Source organism: Micromonospora endolithica (genome assembly GCF_003626595.1).
Lineage (GTDB): Bacteria > Actinomycetota > Actinomycetes > Mycobacteriales > Micromonosporaceae > Micromonospora > Micromonospora endolithica.
Genome location: NZ_RBAK01000007.1, coordinates 345,627 through 365,176, shown reverse-complemented (window position 1 = coordinate 365,176; position 19,550 = coordinate 345,627). Strand labels below are relative to the sequence as shown.

General features: G+C 73.1%; 17 protein-coding genes and 2 pseudogenes. 12 read left to right on the top strand and 7 right to left on the bottom strand.

Annotation, left to right across the window (positions count from 1 at the left end; genetic code table 11):
- Positions 1–70 precede the first annotated feature (70 nt).
- Positions 71–856, top strand: a complete 786-nt coding sequence (locus tag D7223_RS19830; RefSeq protein WP_120729886.1) for a class I SAM-dependent DNA methyltransferase — start codon at positions 71–73, stop codon at positions 854–856.
- A 2-nt stretch (positions 857–858) separates the two neighbouring features.
- On the top strand, positions 859–1,410 hold the full coding sequence (locus D7223_RS19825) for a YciI family protein (RefSeq protein ID WP_120729885.1): 552 nt from the start codon (positions 859–861) through the stop codon (positions 1,408–1,410).
- A gap of 94 nt (positions 1,411–1,504) precedes the next feature.
- On the opposite strand, the gene D7223_RS19820 is transcribed toward D7223_RS19825, so the two are convergent.
- On the bottom strand, positions 1,505–2,251 hold the full coding sequence (locus D7223_RS19820; protein ID WP_120729884.1) for a hypothetical protein: 747 nt from the start codon (positions 2,249–2,251) through the stop codon (positions 1,505–1,507).
- Between the two features lie 605 nt (positions 2,252–2,856).
- Here D7223_RS19820 and D7223_RS19815 point away from each other — a divergent pair.
- The 3 genes and pseudogenes from D7223_RS19815 to D7223_RS19805 all read left to right on the top strand — a co-directional run.
- Positions 2,857–3,192: pseudogene (locus tag D7223_RS19815) on the top strand (hypothetical protein); the annotation flags it as partial.
- Between the two features lie 129 nt (positions 3,193–3,321).
- On the top strand, positions 3,322–3,957 hold the full coding sequence (locus D7223_RS19810) for an HAD family hydrolase (protein WP_147252681.1): 636 nt from the start codon (positions 3,322–3,324) through the stop codon (positions 3,955–3,957).
- Between the two features lie 38 nt (positions 3,958–3,995).
- Entirely contained in the window at positions 3,996–4,196 is a 201-nt protein-coding gene (locus D7223_RS19805) for a hypothetical protein (RefSeq protein WP_186832341.1), read from the top strand.
- Here D7223_RS19805 and ychF read toward each other — a convergent pair.
- On the bottom strand, positions 4,186–5,271 hold the full coding sequence (gene ychF / locus D7223_RS19800; protein ID WP_120729882.1) for a redox-regulated ATPase YchF: 1,086 nt from the start codon (positions 5,269–5,271) through the stop codon (positions 4,186–4,188). The two genes, D7223_RS19805 and ychF, sit on opposite strands and share 11 nt — an antisense overlap.
- A 71-nt stretch (positions 5,272–5,342) precedes the next feature.
- Here ychF and D7223_RS19795 point away from each other — a divergent pair, with 71 nt between their 5' ends.
- Positions 5,343–5,915, top strand: coding sequence for an exonuclease (locus D7223_RS19795; protein ID WP_120729881.1), 573 nt, complete (start codon positions 5,343–5,345; stop codon positions 5,913–5,915).
- On the opposite strand, the gene D7223_RS19790 is transcribed toward D7223_RS19795, so the two are convergent.
- Together D7223_RS19790 and D7223_RS19785 are read right to left on the bottom strand one after the other, a co-directional pair.
- Positions 5,893–6,627, bottom strand: coding sequence for a Type 1 glutamine amidotransferase-like domain-containing protein (locus tag D7223_RS19790; protein ID WP_120729880.1), 735 nt, complete (start codon positions 6,625–6,627; stop codon positions 5,893–5,895). The genes D7223_RS19795 and D7223_RS19790 overlap by 23 nt on opposite strands.
- A 73-nt stretch (positions 6,628–6,700) precedes the next feature.
- Positions 6,701–7,204, bottom strand: a complete 504-nt coding sequence (locus tag D7223_RS19785) for a MarR family winged helix-turn-helix transcriptional regulator (RefSeq protein ID WP_238162121.1) — start codon at positions 7,202–7,204, stop codon at positions 6,701–6,703.
- 94 nt (positions 7,205–7,298) lie between these two features.
- On the opposite strand from D7223_RS19785, the pseudogene D7223_RS19780 reads away from it, so the two are divergent.
- Positions 7,299–8,069: pseudogene (locus tag D7223_RS19780) on the top strand (EamA family transporter); the annotation flags it as partial.
- 110 nt (positions 8,070–8,179) lie between these two features.
- Here D7223_RS19780 and D7223_RS33650 read toward each other — a convergent pair.
- The gene (locus tag D7223_RS33650) at positions 8,180–8,662 is read right to left on the bottom strand and encodes a hypothetical protein (RefSeq protein ID WP_238162120.1); all 483 of its coding nucleotides are present in this window, start codon (positions 8,660–8,662) and stop codon (positions 8,180–8,182) included.
- 251 nt (positions 8,663–8,913) lie between these two features.
- Here D7223_RS33650 and D7223_RS19775 point away from each other — a divergent pair, with 251 nt between their 5' ends.
- Genes D7223_RS19775 through D7223_RS19760 form a run of 4 tightly spaced genes read left to right on the top strand, consistent with a single transcriptional unit; the run spans position 8,914 to position 14,662 of the window.
- Positions 8,914–10,428: a DNA-3-methyladenine glycosylase 2 family protein gene (locus tag D7223_RS19775; protein WP_120729878.1), complete on the top strand. Its 1,515-nt coding sequence runs from the start codon at positions 8,914–8,916 to the stop codon at positions 10,426–10,428.
- Positions 10,425–10,946, top strand: coding sequence for a methylated-DNA--[protein]-cysteine S-methyltransferase (locus D7223_RS19770; protein WP_120729877.1), 522 nt, complete (start codon positions 10,425–10,427; stop codon positions 10,944–10,946). Before D7223_RS19775 ends, D7223_RS19770 begins: the two co-directional genes overlap by 4 nt.
- Positions 10,947–10,982: 36 nt before the next feature.
- Positions 10,983–12,812, top strand: coding sequence for an ABC transporter ATP-binding protein (locus D7223_RS19765; protein WP_120729876.1), 1,830 nt, complete (start codon positions 10,983–10,985; stop codon positions 12,810–12,812).
- Positions 12,809–14,662, top strand: a complete 1,854-nt coding sequence (locus D7223_RS19760) for an ABC transporter ATP-binding protein (RefSeq protein WP_120729875.1) — start codon at positions 12,809–12,811, stop codon at positions 14,660–14,662. Before D7223_RS19765 ends, D7223_RS19760 begins: the two co-directional genes overlap by 4 nt.
- Before the next feature lie 19 nt (positions 14,663–14,681).
- On the opposite strand, the gene D7223_RS19755 is transcribed toward D7223_RS19760, so the two are convergent.
- Positions 14,682–16,205 carry a hypothetical protein gene (locus D7223_RS19755; RefSeq protein WP_120729874.1) on the bottom strand — a complete coding sequence of 508 codons (1,524 nt, stop codon included), beginning with the start codon at positions 16,203–16,205 and terminating at the stop codon, positions 14,682–14,684.
- A gap of 119 nt (positions 16,206–16,324) precedes the next feature.
- Positions 16,325–16,786: a DUF1801 domain-containing protein gene (locus D7223_RS19750; protein WP_120729873.1), complete on the bottom strand. Its 462-nt coding sequence runs from the start codon at positions 16,784–16,786 to the stop codon at positions 16,325–16,327.
- Between the two features lie 164 nt (positions 16,787–16,950).
- Between D7223_RS19750 and valS the strand changes: the two genes are divergently transcribed.
- Positions 16,951–19,515 carry a valine--tRNA ligase gene (valS, locus tag D7223_RS19745; RefSeq protein ID WP_120729933.1) on the top strand — a complete coding sequence of 855 codons (2,565 nt, stop codon included), beginning with the start codon at positions 16,951–16,953 and terminating at the stop codon, positions 19,513–19,515.
- Positions 19,516–19,550: the final 35 nt, after the last annotated feature.

Below are 19,550 nucleotides of genomic sequence, written 5' to 3'. Positions count from 1 at the left end.
TGAGGCCCCGCCGGCGGGGCTTTCGGAAAGTCGGTGGACGTGCGGCTGATCCATGACGATCGTTGGCGGAGTGGAACAGGCCAGGGTGTGGGACCGGGACGCGGCGCGACGCTACGACACACCGGGCGCCGGCATGTTCGCGCCCGATGTGCTGGGCCCGACCGTCGACCGACTGGCCGACCTGGCCGGCGACGGCCCGGCGCTGGAATTCGCCATCGGCACCGGGCGGGTGGCGGTGCCACTCGCCGAGCGGGGAGTCCCCGTGACCGGCATCGAGCTGTCCCCCGCGATGGTCGAGCAATTGCGCACGAAGGTCGACGCCGACACGCTGCCGGTGGTCGTCGGCGACATGGCCAACGCCTCCGCACCCGGTGACTTCACCCTCGTCTACCTGGTCTACAACACCGTCGCCAACCTGCTCACGCAGGCCGAGCAGGTTGCCTGCTTCCGCAACGCCGCGCGTCACCTCCGGCCCGGCGGCCGGTTCGTGATCGAGCTGTGGGTGCCCGAGCTACGCAAGCTCCCGCCCGGCCAGCAGGCCACCGTCTGGCTGTGCGAGCCGGGCTACATCGCCCTGGACACCTACGACACCCTGCATCAGCGGGTCGTGTCGCACCACTTCCACTTCGACGGGAGCACGCAGGCCGAGCTGTTCCGTACTCCGCACCGCTACATCTGGCCGGCCGAACTCGACCTCATGGCCCAGCTGGCGGGGTTCGAGTTGGAGTCCCGGCACGCCGATTGGCGCGGCGGCGAGTTCACCGCCGACTCACGTTCGCACGTCTCCGTCTACCGCCGCGGATCGAGCACCGGCATCAGCGGGAAGAACCGGCGCGGTCCCGAAGGGACGCGGTGAGCATGGAGTTCCTCTGCTACCACCGCGATCGTGCCGATTCCCGGGCGCTGCGCGATGACCTGCTGACCGAGCACTGGGCCTACATGGACCGCTACCCGACCGAGATGATCGCCCGCGGCCCGACCATGACCGGTGACGGCAACACACCCACCGGTAGCCTGCACATCCTCGACCTGCCGGACTCCGCCGCCGCCCGCGCGTTCGCCTTCGACGAGCCCAACTACCAGGCCGGCGTCTACCGGGACGTGCTGCTCAGGCGGTGGCAGAACACGCTCGGGCGTACCATGTGGGATTTTCCCGGCGGCCGGACCGGCGGCAACCGCTACCTGGTGCTCGGCCTGGGCGCGGGGCAGGCCGCCGACCTCGCCGTCCCGCTCGACCGGGACGAGCTGATCGCGTACGGGCCGCTGCTCTCCGACGACGGCACCACCTGGCTGGGTACGGCGGCGTTGATCCCGGCGCCGGACCCGGACACCGCCCGCGCGATCCTGACCCCGCACCGGTACGCCGACATCGAGGTCCACCGCTGGCAGTTCGGCGGACGACCGTCCTGAACCGGCGTGACCCGCCCGCGCAGTTTCCGGGACAGTGCGGCCATCTCCGCGTCGGTAGCCACTCTCTTCCCCGCAACCGCACCCGAGGGAGCGGTCAGGGCCCGGTCGTCTGATACCTGTGGAGGGCGGCTTCGGCGAGCTGGGTGAGGGAGCTTTCGCCGCCAGGTTCGTTGAACTGCTCCTGGACGACCACCAGGGCAGTGCCGATCCGGACGAGAATGCTGTCGCACCTCGACGTGCCCGAACTGGACGCTACGCCGCAGCTGACGTGGACACTGTCATCGCCCAGCCGCGGCCCCGGTGCCGTCGCGTAGCGGTAGCGGTGGCCGGAGCGGGACGACGTGGCGGTGGGGCATCGGTCGATGAAGGCCCGCAGATCGGTCATCGCTCGCCGCGCCCCGTCGTCGGCGTAGGTCCGGAGCACTTCGTTCGCCACCCAGAGGCCGGCCGGACCGGCGTCATGGCTGACGGTGGCCGCGGCCATCGCCGACGGCGTCCCGGTCAGCCGCGTTGCCGACAGCAACGGGAGCATGCTGTCCGAGCAGGACCCGTCGACGCCGGAGGGTTGCTCCCCGGCATCCGTCGGCATGACCGTCGCGATCTCCACGGCGAATCCGGGCGGCAACGAGTCCGTGGTGACCAGGCGTGCGGACAGCGTCGCGGAGTAACCGGGCCCGCCGGTCGCCGGAACCGCGGGGGAAGCTGTTGCGGTGGCCGAACCCGTCGCCCCCATCGTTTCGGCTGCCGGCCGATCCGCTGGGCGGGCCGTCGGAGAACCGCACGCGACCACCATGCAGACGGCCACCACCGTGACCGACCTGGACAGCACCATCCTGAGCACCGGTCCGACTCCACCTTCTCGCGCGAGACGCGTCAGGCTACAACGTGCGTGCCTCGCCGAGGACGCCGAGCGGTCCAGCGGTGCAGACGTTGAAGCGGAACGTGGAGCGGTCCCAGGGCGACATCTGCTCCTTCGAGCACCACATCAGCATCGGCGAGTAACCACGTCCTCCGGTTGAACTCCACCGGGAATCGGGCCGCAGGCGGCGGCGCTGAACCGCTGGCTGCATGAACTCTGGTTCGCACAGATCGTCCGACCGCAGAACGCCCCTGCCCTGTTTGGTGACCGCGCCAGGCAATCGGGCCTGGGGCGAGGCCGAAGAGGGGCGGTGTACCGATGGAAGCGGGCACCGCCCCGAACCTCTGCATCTGATGGAAGGGCACAGGCATGTCGGTAACGAGGGAGAGCGGCGAGCAGGAACGCCAGCCCGAACGTGACGGTGGTTCGTGGGGGAAGGTGACGGCTCTGGTCGTGGCCGTGAGCGGCCTCGTGACCGCGGTCGCCGGGCTGATGGCCGCTTGCCGGTCGTGACGGGTCGGCGGTGACGCAGCGGCCCGCCAGGGTTGCCCCTGGCGGGCCGTCTGTTCAGGCCACGCGTGCGTAACGAGCAGGTCACCCGGTCGGTGCTGGCCGAGCGGGACCCTGCCGGGGATGGCGGCGCCCGTCCGCGCCGGTCGGGCTCGGCGCGTCTCGACCTGTGGCTGACGCTGGTCGCCGCGGGCAGCCCCGCCGAGGCCAGCGCGCCCGCCGCCGCAGCGGTGGAGTCGGGGCGGGTCGTCGCGTCGAACTGGTGGCGGGCGCGGGAGCTGCTCGCCCGGGTGGAGCGCACCGGCGCGCCGGAGGCCGCAGACCTGAGCTCGTGTGCTCGGCCATGGTTCCGGCAGCGACTTCTTCGTCCCGAAGGAACCGTCGGAGGATTCGGTGGTCGGGGCCGGGGGTGATATGAAGCAGGCGATGATCGGCCGTTCCGCACGGACTCGGGGGTGGATGTGGATCAGCCTGCTGGCCGAACCGCAACGAGGGTGCGGGCCCATGTCGCGCGTGCTGTCGGTCGAGCCCAACATGTGCTGTTGGACTTTGACGGTGTGATGTTCGACGTGCAGGCCGCGATGGGTCCGGAAGCCCGTGAGAAGGCGATCACGGGTTTGCTGATGAGTCGCCAACCCCGGTCCCGACCAGTGCCGGTCACGTGGTCATTTTTCGGGGCCTACCAGACGCTGGAGTTTCTCGCGAGGCGCGAACCTGATCACGCCGTTGAGGCGGAAGCACTCATGTCGCGTCTGGAGGTGGACGCGGCGCTCACCGTTAGGCCGGCGCGGGACCTGGACCAACTCCTCGCCGTCTGTGCTGCCGCCGGGCGCAAGGTAGCCGTGATCAGCGACCTCTCCGAGGACGCGGTGTTGGCCACGCTCCGAGCGCATACTCTGGATAGGTACGTCGCTGCCGTCGCCGGTCGGCAGGGACTCGACCTCCCCGGGATCGACGCCGGATGCACAGCTGAACGCGCGGCCGATCTGCTCGGAGTGCCCGTCGCGTCCTGCCTTGTCGTGAGCGGTTCGTTCCTGCGGCTGTACCGTGCCCGGCGTACGGGTGCGATTGGCCTCGGCTGCGAGTGCGGACGCGATTCACGCAAACACCTAGCCTTTGACCAGACCCCGGTCGTCTCGAACCTTGCCACCCTGACCCAGGCATTGCTCGCCCCGTAGCGCCAGGGCCCGGCGCCGAGGACTCGGTCACCAAGGACATGCCACAGCCAACCTCCGCAGCCACCGTGTTGGATCGGATCGTCGGGCACTCTCCGGTGGTGCGGGTCAGCCTGCCGTCAACCCCTCGGGAACGCCTCGTGCCGCTGACCGTCGAGCAGGTGCGCGCCCTGGCCGCCGCGATGCCCGCCCGTAATCACGCCATGGCTGACCTGCGGGAACGGGCCGGATTCAGACGTTGAAGCGGAACTCCACCACGTCGCCGTCCTGCATCACGTACTCCTTGCCCTCGATCCGGACCTTGCCCGCCGCCTTCGCGGCGGCCATCGAACCGGCCGTGACCAGGTCGTCGTAGGAGACCACCTCGGCCTTGATGAACCCCCGCTGGAAGTCGGAGTGGATCACACCCGCGGCCTCCGGCGCGGTCGCGCCGACCGGGACGGTCCAGGCCCGCGCCTCCTTGGGGCCGGCGGTGAGGTACGTCTGCAGCCCGAGCGTCCGGAAGCCCACCCGGACCAGCTGGTCCAGGCCGGGCTCGCTCTGCCCGATCGACTCCAGCAGTTCGCGGGCCTCGTCCTCGGGCAGGTCCACCAGCTCCGACTCGATCTTCGCGTCCATGAAGACGGCTTCGGCGGGGGCGACCAGGGCGCGCAGCTCGTCGAGGAACTCGGCGTTGCCCAGCTCGGCCTCGTCGACGTTGAACACGTAGAGGAACGGCTTGGTGGTGAGCAGGTGCAGCTCGCGCAGGTGCTCCAGCTCGATGCCGGCCTTGGCGGCGCCCGAGTAGAGGGTGACCCCGGTGTCCAGCAGTTCGGCGGCCTTCTTCGCGGCGGTCACCGCGGCGGCCCGGTCCTTGCGGAGCTTGGCCTCCTTCTCCAGCCGCGGGAGCGCCTTCTCCAGGGTCTGGAGGTCGGCGAGGATCAGCTCGGTGTTGATCGTCTCGATGTCGTCGGCCGGGGAGATCTTGCCGTCGACGTGCACCACGTTCGGGTCGGAGAAGGCGCGGACAACCTGGCAGATCGCCGAGGCGTCGCGGATGTTCGCCAGGAAGGCGTTGCCCCGCCCCTGCCCCTTGGAGGCGCCGCGCACCAGGCCGGCGATGTCGACGAACGACACCGGCGCGGGCAGGATCTTCTGCGAGGAGAAGATCTCGGCGAGCTTGGCCAGCCGCTCGTCCGGCAGCCCGACCACGCCGACGTTGGGCTCGATGGTGGCGAACGGGTAGTTCGCCGCGAGCACGTCGTTCTTGGTCAGCGCGTTGAACAGGGTGCTCTTGCCGACGTTGGGCAGGCCGACGATGCCGATGGTGAGACTCACGACGGGCCAGCTTACGCGCCTCGTCCCGGCCGCCGGGCAGGCAGTCCCGCGAAAGGGGGTAGCGTCCGCTCGTGACCGACAAGCTTCCCGAGCTGTACGTGGCCGTCGACGTCGAGGCGGACGGGCCGATCCCCGGGCCGTACAGCATGCTGTCGCTGGGCATGGCGGTGGTCGGCCGGCCGGATTTGACCTTCTACACCGAGCTGCGGCCGATCTCCGAGGACTACGTGCCGGCCGCGCTCGCCGTCTCCGGCCTGGACCGGAACCTGCTGCTCCGCGAGGCTCCCCGGGCCGAGGAGGCGATGGCCGCCGCGAAGGGTTGGGTCGACGGACTGCGCCAGATCGGCCGGCCGGTGTTCCTCGCCGCCCCGGCGGTGTGGGACGGGATGTTCGTGCACTGGTACTTCGTCCGGTTCGTCAGGCACAGCCCGTTCGGCGCGACCGGCTCCGGGATCGACCTGCGCAGTTACTGGATGGGCCGCACCGGCGGCGAGTGGGCGGGCGTCCACCAGAGCACGATCAAGCGCGAGCTGGGCCTGTCCGGCGTGGCGCACACCCACCACGCCGGCGAGGACGCCGCGGAGCTGGCCCAGGTGTTCGACGCGGTCCGCCGGCTGCGGCCTAGCCCAGCAGCCGAGGCGTGATCGCCGTCTCCGTCACGGTGCCGTCGTCGGCCCGGCTCACCTCGTACGCCGAGGCACCCGGCCGGTCCGCGACGGCCTCGACCAGGCGCTGCCCCCGGTAGACGAGGCCGGTGCCGTCGTCGGTGCAGTGCGCGGTCGGCAGCGTGCCGCCGCCGACCAGCCGGTGCATCAGCGGCCGGCGCTGGTCCTCGCTGTCGTAGTGCACCCCGTTGCCGTACGGCAGCCAGCCCAGACCGTCGGTGAACCCCCGCAGCGTGGTGCCGAAGCTGTCGGTGGCGCCGCCGGTGTGCCAGCAGATGGAGCCGGCGGACACGCCGCCGAGCACCACTCCGGCCGTCCAGCACTCCCGCAGGATCTCGCCGAGGCCGTGCGCCCGCCACACCGCGCAGAGGTTCGCCACGCTGCCACCGCCCACCCAGATCACGTCCTGGGCCAGCAGGTGGGCGCGGACGTCGTCGACGTTCGGCATCGGGAACAGCGCCAGGTGCGTCATCCGGAACCGGCTGCCGGCGAACGTCTCGTAGACCCGGGTGAGGGTCGTCGGCTGGTCCCCCTCGGCCTGGCCGAGGAAGCACAGGCGCGGCTGCCCACCGGCCCCGGCCAGCTCGGCGGCGAGGTCGAAGACGGGATTGACCCGCCGAGGCTCGCCGGCGCGACGCGGGGCGGAGATGCCCATGCTGGTGGCGATGATGGTGGGTTCGCTGGCCGGCATGGTCGTCCTCTCATCGGTGGCTCCCCATCCTGCCGCAGCCGTTCCCGGTCCCGGGCACCCGGGAGGCGGGCGGTCAAGCTCCCTGGTCGGGGACGGCGCCGAGGAGGGTACGCAGCAGGTCCGCCAGCCGCTCCTGGTCCGCCGGGGGCAGGGCGTCGAGCAGGTCGCGTTGTACGGCGAGGCCGGCGTCGGCGGCCTCCTCGACCAGGTGCCGACCGGCGTCGGTGAGGGTGACCTGGAGGCCCCGCCGATCCGCCGGGTCGGGTGAGCGCCGGATCAGTCCGGCCCGTTCCAGTCGGTCCAGCCGTCCGGTCATCCCACCGGAGGTGAGCATCAGCGACGCGGTGAGGACCCGGGGCGCAAGCGTGAAGGGAGCGCCGGCACGCCGCAGCGCGGCCAGCACGTCGAACTCGCCACGGCTGATGGACCAGCGGGCGTACGTGCGCTCCTGGACGTCGCCGACGAGCCGGGCCAGCCGGTAGATCCGCCCGAAGACGGCCATCGGTTCGGGTCGCATCCCGGGTCGCTCTCGCCGCCACTGCTCGACGATCGCGTCGACGTCGTCCCGCTCCGCCACACGGCGATTGTGCCGCACGTCCCACCCTTCATCTCTCTCACCCCAAAGTAGCTTAGTACTAAGATACTTAGCGACGAGCTATTGAGGGGGCGTGATGGGTTCACGAGTGGCCGACGTCGTGATCACGGCAGCCGCACCGGCGGCCTGGGGCACCACCTATCTGGTGACCAGCCAGCTCCTGCCGCCCGGCCATCCGCTCTGGTCGGGCGTGATCCGGGCCCTACCGGCCGGACTGCTCCTGCTGGCCCTGACCCGGCACCGCCCACGCGGCTCGTGGTGGTGGCGGTCGGCGGTGCTCGGCGCGCTCAACATCGGCGCGTTCTTTCCACTGCTGTTCCACGCCGCGTACCGGTTGCCCGGGGGCACCGCCGCCGTCCTCGGCGCGGTCCAGCCCCTGGTCGTCGCCGGACTGACGATCCTCGTGCTGGCGGAGCGCCCGCACCGCCGCGCGCTGGTCGCCGCCGTCGCCGCTCCGGCCGGAGTGGCCATGGTCGTGCTCCGACCGGACGCCGCACTCGACCTCACCGGTGTCGCCGCCGGCCTGACCGCCACCGTCGCGATGGCGGCCGGCCTCGTGCTGACCCGCCGCTGGGGCCGCCCGCCGGGCGTCGGCACGCTCACCGCCACCGGCTGGCAGCTCACCGCCGGGGGCCTGATGATCGCCCCCGTCGCGCTCGCCGTCGAGGGACCCGTGCCGACGCCGGACGCGCCGGCACTGCTCGGGTACGCGTGGCTGACGCTGGTCGGCACCGCCCTGGCGTACGCGCTCTGGTTCCGGGGTGCGGCCCGGATGCCGGTCACGCAGGTGTCCCTGCTCGGCGCGCTCAGTCCGCTGACCGCCGCCGTGCTGGGCTGGCTGGTCCTCGGCGAGGCACTGAGCGGCGGGCAGACGATCGGTTTCGCGGTGGCGCTGGCGGCGACCGTCGTCGGTCAACTGTCGCCACGCGCCACCGCCGACCGGCCCGCACCGCACCGTCAGTCGCGGGGACCCGGCTGGCGGGGAACGACGGGCTCGATGCGCAGGGCGCCGGGAGCCAGCTCGCCGGCGGCGGCGAGCGGCAGCGTGAAACGGGCGTCGGCGGCCGGGCCGGCCGCGTGCGACTCGCGCAGCATCCAACGCACCTCGTCGGGCGTCCAGCCGAGGCCCGGCCGACCGGCGATCTCCCGGACCAGCCGCAGCGCCACCCGGGTGTCGTCGTCGTAGAAACGCATGCACCAGTGGTGCACCCACATGCCGAGGGCGCGCAGCGCGTCGGCGTCCAGCGATCGGACCAGTCGGCCGCAGGCGGTGTCGCCGAACGCCCGCCCCGGGTCGTCGGCCCGGTCCCGCTCCAGGGCGCCCACGGCGGCCGGGGCGACCGCGCGCATACGGTGGTAGAAGCCCTGCACCACGGTGGGGTCCAGCGGGGGCAACTCGTCCCGTGTCGACGCCGCTCCCCGACCCGCAACGCTTGCCATCGCCGCACCCCTTCTTGAGTTGGTGACCGGACGGTACCCACCACAACCGACACTTTCCGCGCCACGGCTGCTCGCCCAGGTGCCACGGCTGCTCGCGCCGACGCCGCGGCTGCTCGCGCCGACGCCGCGGGTGTTAAGCGGGGGCCCTTCCTCTACCGGAGGCGTTAATAAGGTGCCCTTCCTTGCACCGCCGACGGCGTGGTCCGATTTCCGCGAGCCGGGCGGCTGACCTGGGGGGCATCATCGGTGGCGTGGAGTTGGACTTCGAGCGGTGCTACCGGGCCGTGGACAGCCGTGACCAGCGTTTCGACGGGTGGTTCTACACCGGCGTGACGTCGACCGGGATCTACTGCCGGCCGTCCTGCCCGGCGATGACGCCGAAGCGGCAGAACGTCCGGTTCTTCCCCTCGGCCGCCGCCGCGCAGGGCGCCGGGCTGCGCGCCTGCCGCCGCTGCCGGCCGGACGCCGCGCCCGGGTCACCCCAGTGGGACGTACGCGCCGACCTGGTCGGGCGGGCGATGCGGCTGATCGCCGACGGCGTGGTGGACCGGGACGGCGTGCCGGGGCTGGCCGGCCGCCTCGGCTACACCGAGCGGCACCTGCACCGGATGCTCCGCGCCGAGTTGGGGGCCGGGCCGCTCGCGCTCGCCCGGGCCCAGCGCGCGCAGACCGCCCGCACGCTTGTCGAGACCACCGGACTGGGGATGGCGGAGATCGCGTTCGCGGCCGGGTTCGGCAGTGTGCGGCAGTTCAACGAGACGGTCCGCGAGGTGTACGGGGTGGCTCCGTCCGAGCTGCGTACCGCCCGGGGTGCGCGACCCGCGCCGGCCGGGGCGGGCACGATCACGGTGCGGCTCGCGTACCGTCCGCCGCTGCACGTGGCGGCCCTGCTGGACTTCCTCGCCCTCCGCGCGCTGCCCGGGGTCGAGAAGGTACGCGACGGTGCGTACCGCCGGGGGTTGCGGTTGCCGCACGGCACCGGCGAGGCGACCCTGACCCCGACCGACGGGTACGTGGCGGCGACCCTGCGGCTGGCCGACATGCGGGACCTGGCTCCGGCGGTGGCCCGCTGCCGCCGCCTGTTCGACCTCGACGCGGACCCGGCCGCGGTCGACCAGACCCTGGCGGAGGACCCGGCGCTGGCCAGGTCGGTCGCCGCCGACCCCGGCGTCCGGGTGCCGCGCGCGGTGGACGGCTTCGAAATGGCCGTCCGCGCCGTGATCGGCCAACAGATAACGGTCAAAAGCGCCCGCACGACCCTCACCCGCCTCCTCACCCACACCCGCCTCCTCACCGACAGCGCCGACAGCGCCGATCATGGTGTTGACGGGTGGTCCGGAGATCGACCCGCCCGCCAACACCATGATCAACCGGGCGAGGGGTGTGGGTTGACGGGGTTTCCCTCGGCGGTGGAGGTTCTGCGGGTTGCGGATGACGGGTTCGGGATGCCGGGTGGGCGGCGGGAGACACTGCGGGCGCTCGCCCGGGAGGTCGCGGAGGGCCGGCTGGACCTGGAGCCGGGCGGGGACCGGGAGGAGACCCGCCGTCGGCTGACCGAACTGCCCGGGATCGGCCCGTGGACCGCCGGCTACGTCGCGATGCGCGCGCTCGGCGACCCGGACGTCCTGCTCCCCACCGACCTGGCCGTCCGGCGCGGTGCCGCCGCCCTCGGCCTCCCCGACGCCCCGTCGACCCTCGACACGTACGCCGACCGCTGGCGCCCCTGGCGCTCGTACGCGGTGATCCGACTCTGGAGAGCAGCATGAGCAGCACGAGCACGATCGACAGCACGGTCTTCGACACCCCGGCCGGCCCGTTGAGCATCCTGGCCACACCCGACGGGGCGGTCCGGGCGGCGGGGTTCACGGCCGACCCGGGGAGCCTGCTCCCACTGGTCCACCCGAGCCTGCGGGCACCGCTGCGACACCGCGCCGACCTCGGACCGGTCACCGCCGCGGTGGCGTCCTACCTGGACGGCGACCTCGCCGCGATCGACGCGGTGCCGGTGGAGCAGCACACGCCGGGTGTCTTCATGGCGCACGCCTGGACGGTGCTGCGCGAGGTGAAGCCGGGCGAACCGGTGACCTACACGGCGTACGCCGGGCTGGCCGGCCGCCCCGCGGCCGTCCGCGCCGCGGCGGCGGCCTGCGCCCGCAACGCCGCCGCCCTCTTCGTCCCCTGCCACCGGGTGCTGCGCACCGACGGGACGCTCGGCGGCTACCGCTGGGGGCTGGACGTGAAGAAGTGGCTTCTCGGTCATGAGGGACGGTTGACGGGAAGCTGACACCGGCGCGCCTCCCGTTTGCCGCTACCGTCGGGTATGCCTGCGGACCGCGACGGCAGTCCGGCCTCACCAGCCGGCCGACATCCGCTGCGCAACCTCTGGCGGCTGCGCCACTACCTGCGCCCGTACGCGGCCGAGTTCAGCTGGCTGATGCTCGCCGGGCTCGCCGCCACCGGGGCGGGGATCTCCGTACCGTTGGTGGCGCAGCGGGTGGTGGACGGCCCGGTGGCCCGGCAGGAGCCGGCCGGCCTGGTCCGGCTGGCCGGCCTGGCCCTGCTGCTCGGCCTGGTCGAGGCGCTGCTGATCTTCGTCCGGCGCTGGGTGCAGTCGTCGTCCTCGATGGCGATCGAGGCGGCCATCCGGGACGACGTGTACGCCCACCTGCAACGGCTGGCGCCGAGCTTCCACGACCGGTGGCAGTCCGGGCAGTTGCTCTCCCGGATCACCAGCGACCTGTCGGTGATCCGCCGCTTCCTCTCCTTCGGCCTCTTCTTCCTGGTGCTGAACCTGGTCACCTATCTGGTCGTGGTGGCGCTGCTGATCCGGCTGCACACCGTCCTGGGCCTGGTGGTGGCCGGCAGCGCGATCCCCCTGTTCGTGATCACCAGACGGTTCGCCCGGGCCTACCACACCGCGTCCCGCCGGATGCAGGACCAGCAGGGCGACGTCGCCACGCTGGTCGAGGAGACCGCGCAGGGCCTGCGCACCATGAAGGCGTACGGGCGGGGGCCGGAACTGACCGCCCGGTTCGCCACCAGCGCGCGGACGCTGCACGACACCGGCGTCGGCAAGGGCCGGCTGCTCGCCCGTACGTCGGCGAAGCTGGACCTGGTGCCCAACCTGGTCCTCGGCCTGGTGCTGGTGGCCGGGGCGGCGGCGGCCGCACGCGGTGCGCTGTCCATCGGTGAGCTGGTGGCGTTCATCAGCCTCCAGCTGATGCTCACCTGGCCGGTGCAGGGGTTGGGCTGGATCATCGCCAACGGGCAGGAGGCGGCCACCGCGGCGGACCGGGTCCGCGAGGTCCTGGACACCCCGCCGGCCATCCTGGACGCGCCGCACGCGGTCACCCTGACCCGGGCCGAGGTCACCGGTCGGCTGCGGTTCGAGGGGGTCACGTTCCGCTACCCCGGCACGGCGAGGGCCGTCCTGCGCGGCATCGACCTCACCGTCGAGCCGGGCGAGACCCTGGCCCTGGTCGGTGCCACCGGCTGCGGCAAGAGCACCCTGCTCTCGCTGGTCCCGCGGCTGCACGACGTGACCGAGGGCCGGGTCACCCTGGACGGCCACGACCTGCGGGACCTGCGGCTGTCGTCGCTGCGCCGGGTGGTCGGCGTCGCGTTCGAGGAGCCGACGTTGTTCTCCATGTCGGTGTGGGAGAACCTCACCCTGGGCCGCCCGGAGGCCACCGAGGAGGAGGTCCGGGCGACGCTCGCGCTGGCGCAGGCCGACTTCGCGTACGACCTGCCGTGGGGCCTGGCCACCCGGGTCGGCGAGCAGGGGCTGTCGCTGTCCGGCGGGCAACGGCAGCGGTTGGCGCTGGCCCGCGCGGTGCTCAGCCGCCCGGCCCTGCTCGTCCTCGACGACCCGCTGTCCGCGCTGGACGTGCACACCGAAGCCCTGGTCGAGGCGGCCCTGAAACGGGTGCTCGGCGACACCACCGCCCTGCTGGTCGTGCACCGGCCGTCCACCATCGCCCTCGCCGACCGGGTGGCGCTGCTGGACGCCGGCCGGATCGTGGCCGTGGGCACGCACTCCGAGCTGCTGGCGGGCGTGCCGGCGTACCGCGCGGTGCTCTCCGCCGAGCCGCCGCCCCCGGTGTCCGCCGCCGGGCCGGCGCCGGACGGGCGCGGGTTGGTGCGGTCGTGACGGCGAACGCGGACGACCTCACCCGCTGGCGGGGCGTCGCCGTCGAACCGGACGCCGACCGCAGCCGCGCCGAGGACACCGATCCGGAGGCGGTGTCCCGGCTCCGCTCGCTGAGCCGGGTGCTGCTGCGGGACCTGCTGCGCCCGCACCGCCGGCAGCTCGGCGTCGCCGTCGCGCTGCTGCTCGGCCAGAACGCCGCGGCGATGGCCGGGCCCTACCTGGTGATGCTCGGCATCGACCGGGCGATCGACCCGCTGCGGGCCGACGACTACCGGCCGCTGGCCGCCGTCGCCGCCGCGTTCGTCGCGGCCTCCGCCGTGGAGTACGCCGCCCGCCGCGGCTTCCTCACCGTCTCCGCGCGGATCGGCCAGGCCGTTCTGCTCGACCTCCGCCAGCGGGTGTACGCGCAGTTCCTGCGCCTGCCGGTGGCGTTCCACGAGCGGTACACGTCGGGTCGGATGGTCTCCCGGCTGACCAGCGACCTGGACTCGATCGGCGAGTTGGCCGGCGGTGGCCTGGACAGCCTGGTGCTCGCCGCGCTGTCCGTGCTGTCGGTGGCCGGCATCCTGCTCTGGCTGGACCTGCCGCTGGCCGCGGTGACGCTACTGGCGTTCCCGTTCCTGTTCGCGCTGTCCCGCTGGTTCGCCCGCGCCTCGGCCGCCGCCTACCGGCGTACCCGGGAGACGATCGCGCTGGTCATCGTCCACTTCGTCGAGTCGATGCGGGGTATCCGGGCGGTGCAGGCGTTCCGCCGCGAGCCGCGCAACCAGCAGATCTTCGCGGCGGTCAGCGACGACTACCGCCGGGCCAGCCTGACCGCGTTCCGACTGATCGCCACCTACTCGCCGGGCATCAAGGTGATCGGCAACGTGACCGTGGCGGCGGTGCTCTGCTACGGCGGTTGGCGGGTGCTGCACGGGGCGACCGAGTTGGGGGTGCTCGCCGCGTTCCTGCTCTACCTGAGACGGTTCTTCGAGCCGATGCAGGAGCTGAGCCAGTTCTACAACTCGTTGCAGTCGGCGACGGCGGCCCTGGAGAAACTCGCCGGTGTGCTGGACGAGCGGCCCGGCGTACCGGAACCGGCCCGACCCGTACCCCTGCCGGCGGTGCCGCACCCCGGCGGGGTGGCGTTCCGGTCGGTCACCTTCGGCTACCGCCCCGACGCGCCGATCCTCACCGACCTGGACCTGATCGTGCCGGCGGGACAGACGGTGGCGTTGATCGGACCGACCGGCGCCGGCAAGTCGACGATCGCCAAGCTGCTCGCCCGGTTCCACGACCCGGTCGCCGGCACGGTCACCCTGGACGGCGTGGACCTGCGCGACCTCGCCGACGCCGACCTGCGCCGGGCGGTCGTCCTGGTCACCCAGGAGACCCACCTGTTCGGCGGCACGGTGGCGGAGAACATCCGGTTCGGCCGGCCGAGCGCCGACGACGCCGCCGTACAGGCCGCCGCACGGGCGATCGGCGCGCACGACTTCATCGCCGCGCTGCCCGACGGGTACGCCACGCAGGTGCACCGGCGCGGCGGCCGGCTCTCGGCCGGGCAGCGTCAGCTGGTCGCGTTCGCGCGGGCCTTCCTGGCCGATCCGGCGGTGCTGATCCTGGACGAGGCGACGTCGTCGCTGGACGTACCGACCGAGCGGGCGGTGCAGCGCGCGCTCGGCACCATCCTGGCCGACCGCACCGCGCTGGTCATCGCGCACCGGCTGTCCACCGTGGAGATCGCCGACCGGGTGCTGGTGCTCGACGCCGGCCGGGTCGTCGAGGACGGCTCACCGGAGCGGCTGGCCGGGGCCGGCGGCCGGTACGCCGCCCTGCACCGCCAGTGGCGGGACTCCCTGCTCTAGGGTCCCCGGTCGGGGGCCGTCACGGCGCGGACCCGTCACGCGGCACGGCCCCGTCCGGTGGGGTGACCGCCGCCGGTGGGGTGACCGCCGCCGGTGGGGTGGCCGCCTCGGCGCGCAGGTCCCGGCGGAGACGGTCGACGGCCCGGGAGAAGCCGAACAGCAGCACCAGCAGCACGGCGGCCACTCCGGCGAAGACCGGGACGGTGAATACCGGCGCCTCCTGGCCCGGCCCCTGGAACTGGAAGCGCGCCACGAGCGGCGCGAACGCGGTCGCGGACAGCACCAGCGCGGCCGGCCCGAGGACGAGCGTGGTGGCCGGCGACTCCGGCCGGTCGTCGCCGCGCGCGACCAACGCCGCGCCGCAGCCCAACGCCAGGCCCAGCCCGGTGACGATCAGCACCGGCCCGACCAGGTCGAGCGAGGGAAACTCGCGGCGCAGGACGGGCGAGGCCAACGGCGTCGCCACGGCGGCGACCACGAGTCCCACCGCGTCCCACGGGGCCAGGTTCGCCGCGTGCCGGCCCACCAGCGCCCCGCCGACCACCGCCAGCAGGCCGAAGACGAGGACCACCGCGTGGCGTGACGCCGGTGCGACCGATTCGACGCGGAGCACGAGCAGCGTGATCGGCGCCGCCGCCGCGCACAGCACCACCCACCGGGCCGCGCGGCCCCGACCGGTCCGGTAGGCGTACCAGACCAGCAGCAGCGCGACCACGGTGGCGACGACGACGACGGAGTAGTGGGCGAACGACTCCACCGCCCGCTGCCGGCGGGGACCGGCGAGCCCGTCGGGGCTGAGCCGGAACGCGTCGACCACCCGCAGCCGCAGCGCGAGACCGACCAGCAGCAGGGCCGCCGCGCCGGCCACCACCACGACGGCGCCCGGCCGGGGGCGGGCGGCACCGGGTCGGACCGCCGGCTCCCGCCGGACGAGCGGGACGACGGCGACGGCGACCGCGGCGGCGACCGCGACCCAGAGCTGGACGTCGGCCGGTTGCAGCGACGTGGCCTCCACGACGACCGGCCAGTTCCCGGCCCCCGACGGGTCCGGCAGGGCCGCCCGGATCAGGGTGCTGACCAGCGGATGCAGGACCAGCCCACCGGCCAGGGCCGCCGCCACCAGCCACCGGGCGGACCGGGCGGTCCGCGCGGCCGCGAGCAGCACACCGCCCACCGACAACCCGAGGCACCCCGCGACGACGAACGCGACCACCACGTCCGACGAGCGCGGCACCCGGTCGGGCAGCAGCGCGATCGTGACGTCGCCGACGAGCACGTCGAGGGCGAGGACGACCACCAGACCGGCGGCGGTCACCAGCCACCCCGACACCCGGGTCAGCAGGACCGGCACCGCGATCGCCACCGCGACCAGCGCCGCCGCGTACGTCGCGTCGACCGGTGCCGGTGCCGCCACCAGATCGGTGAACGCGGAGATCAGCACCAGGGGAGACACCCGCGCCGCGAAGACCACCCCGACCGCCGCCGCCGCCACGACACCCAGGACGTCGGGCCATGCCGGGCGCCGCAGTTCCACCTCGTCCACGACGGTCCTCCCCCGTACGCCCCAGACAGACACCGGTGATGCTGGCACAGGCGGGGGCGACCCGCTGCCCCGTACCCGGACGGGCCCGGGGCCGGCGGGTCAGGGTCGCCGGAGGCGGTTCAGCTCACGGCCTTCCGGACGAGGTCGGCGATCGTCTCCTCGGCCTTCGCGGTCAGCTCGACCACCGCGTACGAGGTGGGCCACAGGCCACCCGGATCGTCGAGGTTCGCCGCGGGGGTGAATCCGAACGACGAGTAACGCTCCTTGTCGCCCTTCCCGCTCCGGAAGAAGCAGACCACCTTTCCCTTCCGGGCGTACGCCGGCTGTCCGTACCAGAGTTTCGGCGCCAGCTCCGGCGCGGCGCTGGTGACGACGGCGTGGATGCGTTCGGCCACCGCGCGGTCCGCGGCCTCCATCTCGGCGATCTTCGACAACACGTCGAGTTCGTCGGCGGCGGCCTTGTCGCCACGACCGCGGCCCGACTCCTTTCTCAGCTCCGCCGCGCGCTCCTTCATGGCGGCGCGTTCCTGCTCGGAGAATCCCGCCGACTTCCCGCTCTTTCCCGTGGCGTTCGCACCCATGGTCGCCCGTCTCCCGCTCGGATCGATGTGCCGTGCTCGCCACGCTAGCCACGCCGGGACCCCGGTGCTTCTCGAATCCTGATCGACCACCGGCCAGCACGTGCCCGCGCTGGACCGGCGCATAAGCCGTGGCCGGGCACCTGTGGCGCGCCTACGATCGACGGATGACCGATACGGAACGGACGGCCCGCACCGGCGTCCCCGAGCGTCCCACCCTGGACGGGCTCGAGGAGACCTGGGCGCGCCGCTGGCAGGAGGAGGGCACGTACGCGTTCGACCGCTCGAAGGAGCGTCAGGACGTGTACGCGATCGACACGCCGCCGCCGACCGTATCCGGCGAGCTGCACATGGGACACGTCTTCTCGTACACGCACACCGACGTGGTGGCCCGGTTCCAGCGGATGCGCGGGCGGACCGTGTTCTACCCGATGGGCTGGGACGACAACGGCCTGCCGACCGAACGCCGGGTGCAGAACGTGTACGGGGTGCGCTGCGACCCGGCGCTGCCGTACGACCCGGACTGGCGGGCGCCGGACGCCCCGGTGGACGCCGCCGCCCGCAAGGACCCGACGCCGGTCTCCCGACGTAACTTCATCGAGTTGTGCGAGCGGCTGACCGTCGCCGACGAGCAGGTGTTCGAGGCGCTGTGGCGGCGGCTCGGGCTGTCCGTGGACTGGTCGCTGACGTACACCACGATCGGCCGGGTGGCCCGGGCCACGTCGCAGCGGGCGTTCCTGCGCAATCTGGCCCGCGGCGAGGCGTACCAGGCGGAGGCGCCGACCCTGTGGGACGTCGGGTTCGCCACCGCCGTCGCCCAGGCGGAGCTGGAGGACCGGGAGCGGCCCGGCGCCTACCACCGGCTGCGGTTCGCCGGGCCGGGCGGGCGCGAGGTGCTCATCGACACCACCCGACCCGAGCTGCTGCCCGCCTGCGTGGCGCTGGTCTGCCACCCCGACGACGAGCGCTACGCGGACCTGGTGGGCGCGGCTGTGCGTACGCCCGTCTTCTCCGTCGAGGTGCCGGTGCGCGCGCACCCGCTGGCGGACCCGGCCAAGGGCACCGGCATCGCGATGGTCTGCACGTTCGGTGACCTCACCGACGTGACCTGGTGGCGGGATCTGGCCCTGGACACCCGCGTGGTGATCGGCCGCGACGGCCGGCTGCTGCCGGACCCGCCGGCCGGCGTGCCCGCGCAGCCCTACGCGGCGCTGGCCGGGCAGACCGTGAACGGCGCCCGGCGGACGCTGGTGGACCTGCTCGCCGACGCGGGCGACCTGGTCGGCGAACCGCGCCCGGTGACCCACCCGGTGAAGTTCTACGAGCGCGGCGACCGACCGCTGGAGATCGTCTCGACCCGGCAGTGGTACCTGCGCAACGGCGGGCGGGACGCGACGTTGCGGAATGAGCTGCTCACCCGGGGCGGCGAGCTGCGCTGGGTGCCGGCGCACATGAGACACCGCTACGACCACTGGGTCGGCGGGTTGACCGGTGACTGGCTGGTCAGCCGGCAACGCTTCTTCGGGGTGCCGGTGCCGGTGTGGTACCGGCTCGACGACGCTGGCGAGCCGGACTACGCCCACCCTCTCACACCGGACGAGGCATCGCTGCCGATCGACCCGTCCAGCGACGCCCCCGCCGGTTACACCGAATCCCAGCGCGGCACGCCGGGGGGTTTCGTCGGCGACCCGGACGTGCTGGACACGTGGGCCACGTCGTCGCTGACGCCGCAGATCGTCGGCGGCTGGGAGACCGACCCGGACCTGTTCGCCCGCGTCTTCCCGATGGACCTGCGCCCACAGGGCCAGGAGATCATCCGGACCTGGCTGTTCGCCACCGTGGTCCGCGCCCACCTGGAACACGGCGTGCTGCCCTGGCGGGACGCGGTGCTCTCCGGCTGGATCCTCGACCCGGACCGGAAGAAGATGTCCAAGTCCAAGGGCAACGTGGTCACCCCGATGGCCCTGCTGCAGCAGCACGGCTCCGACGCGGTGCGGTACTGGGCGGCCAACGGCAAGCCCGGCATGGACCTGGCGTTCGACCCGGCGCAGATCAAGGTCGGCCGGCGGCTCGCCACGAAACTGCTCAACGCGTCGAAGTTCGCCCTCGGGCTGGGCGCCGCCGACGCGCTGCGCGCCCCGGCGACCACTCCCCTGGACACCGCGATGCTCGCCGAACTGTCCACCGTGGTCACCGCGGCGACCACCGCCCTGAACGGGTACGACCACACCGCCGCCCTGCAGGCCACCGAGTCCTTCTTCTGGCGGTTCTGCGACGACTACATCGAGCTGGTGAAGGAACGCGCCTACGGCACCGGGCCGGGCGCGGACTCGGCGCGGGCGGCGCTGGCCACCGCGCTGTCGGTGCAGTTGCGGCTCTTCGCCCCGGTGCTGCCGTACGCGACCGAGGAGGTGTGGTCCTGGTGGCGCTACGGATCGGTGCACCGGGCCACCTGGCCCACCACGTACGAGGTGGACCGGGCGATCCAGACCCCGGGCGACCCGGCGTTGCTGCGGCTGGCCGGTGACGCGCTGAGCCAGGTGCGCCGGGCCAAGTCGGAGCGGAAGCTGTCGATGAGGGCGGAGGTGCCGCTCGCCGAGGCGCTCGGTCCGGCCGCCCTTCTCGATCAGCTCACGGTGATCGCCGACGACCTCCGGGCGGCCGGCCGCATCGCCAAACTCGACCTCCTCCCCGACCGCACCCCCGAGCTGGTGATCGCCTGCGCCTTCTGAGTAAGGAAGGGCCCCTTCTTAACGCCTGGTGCATA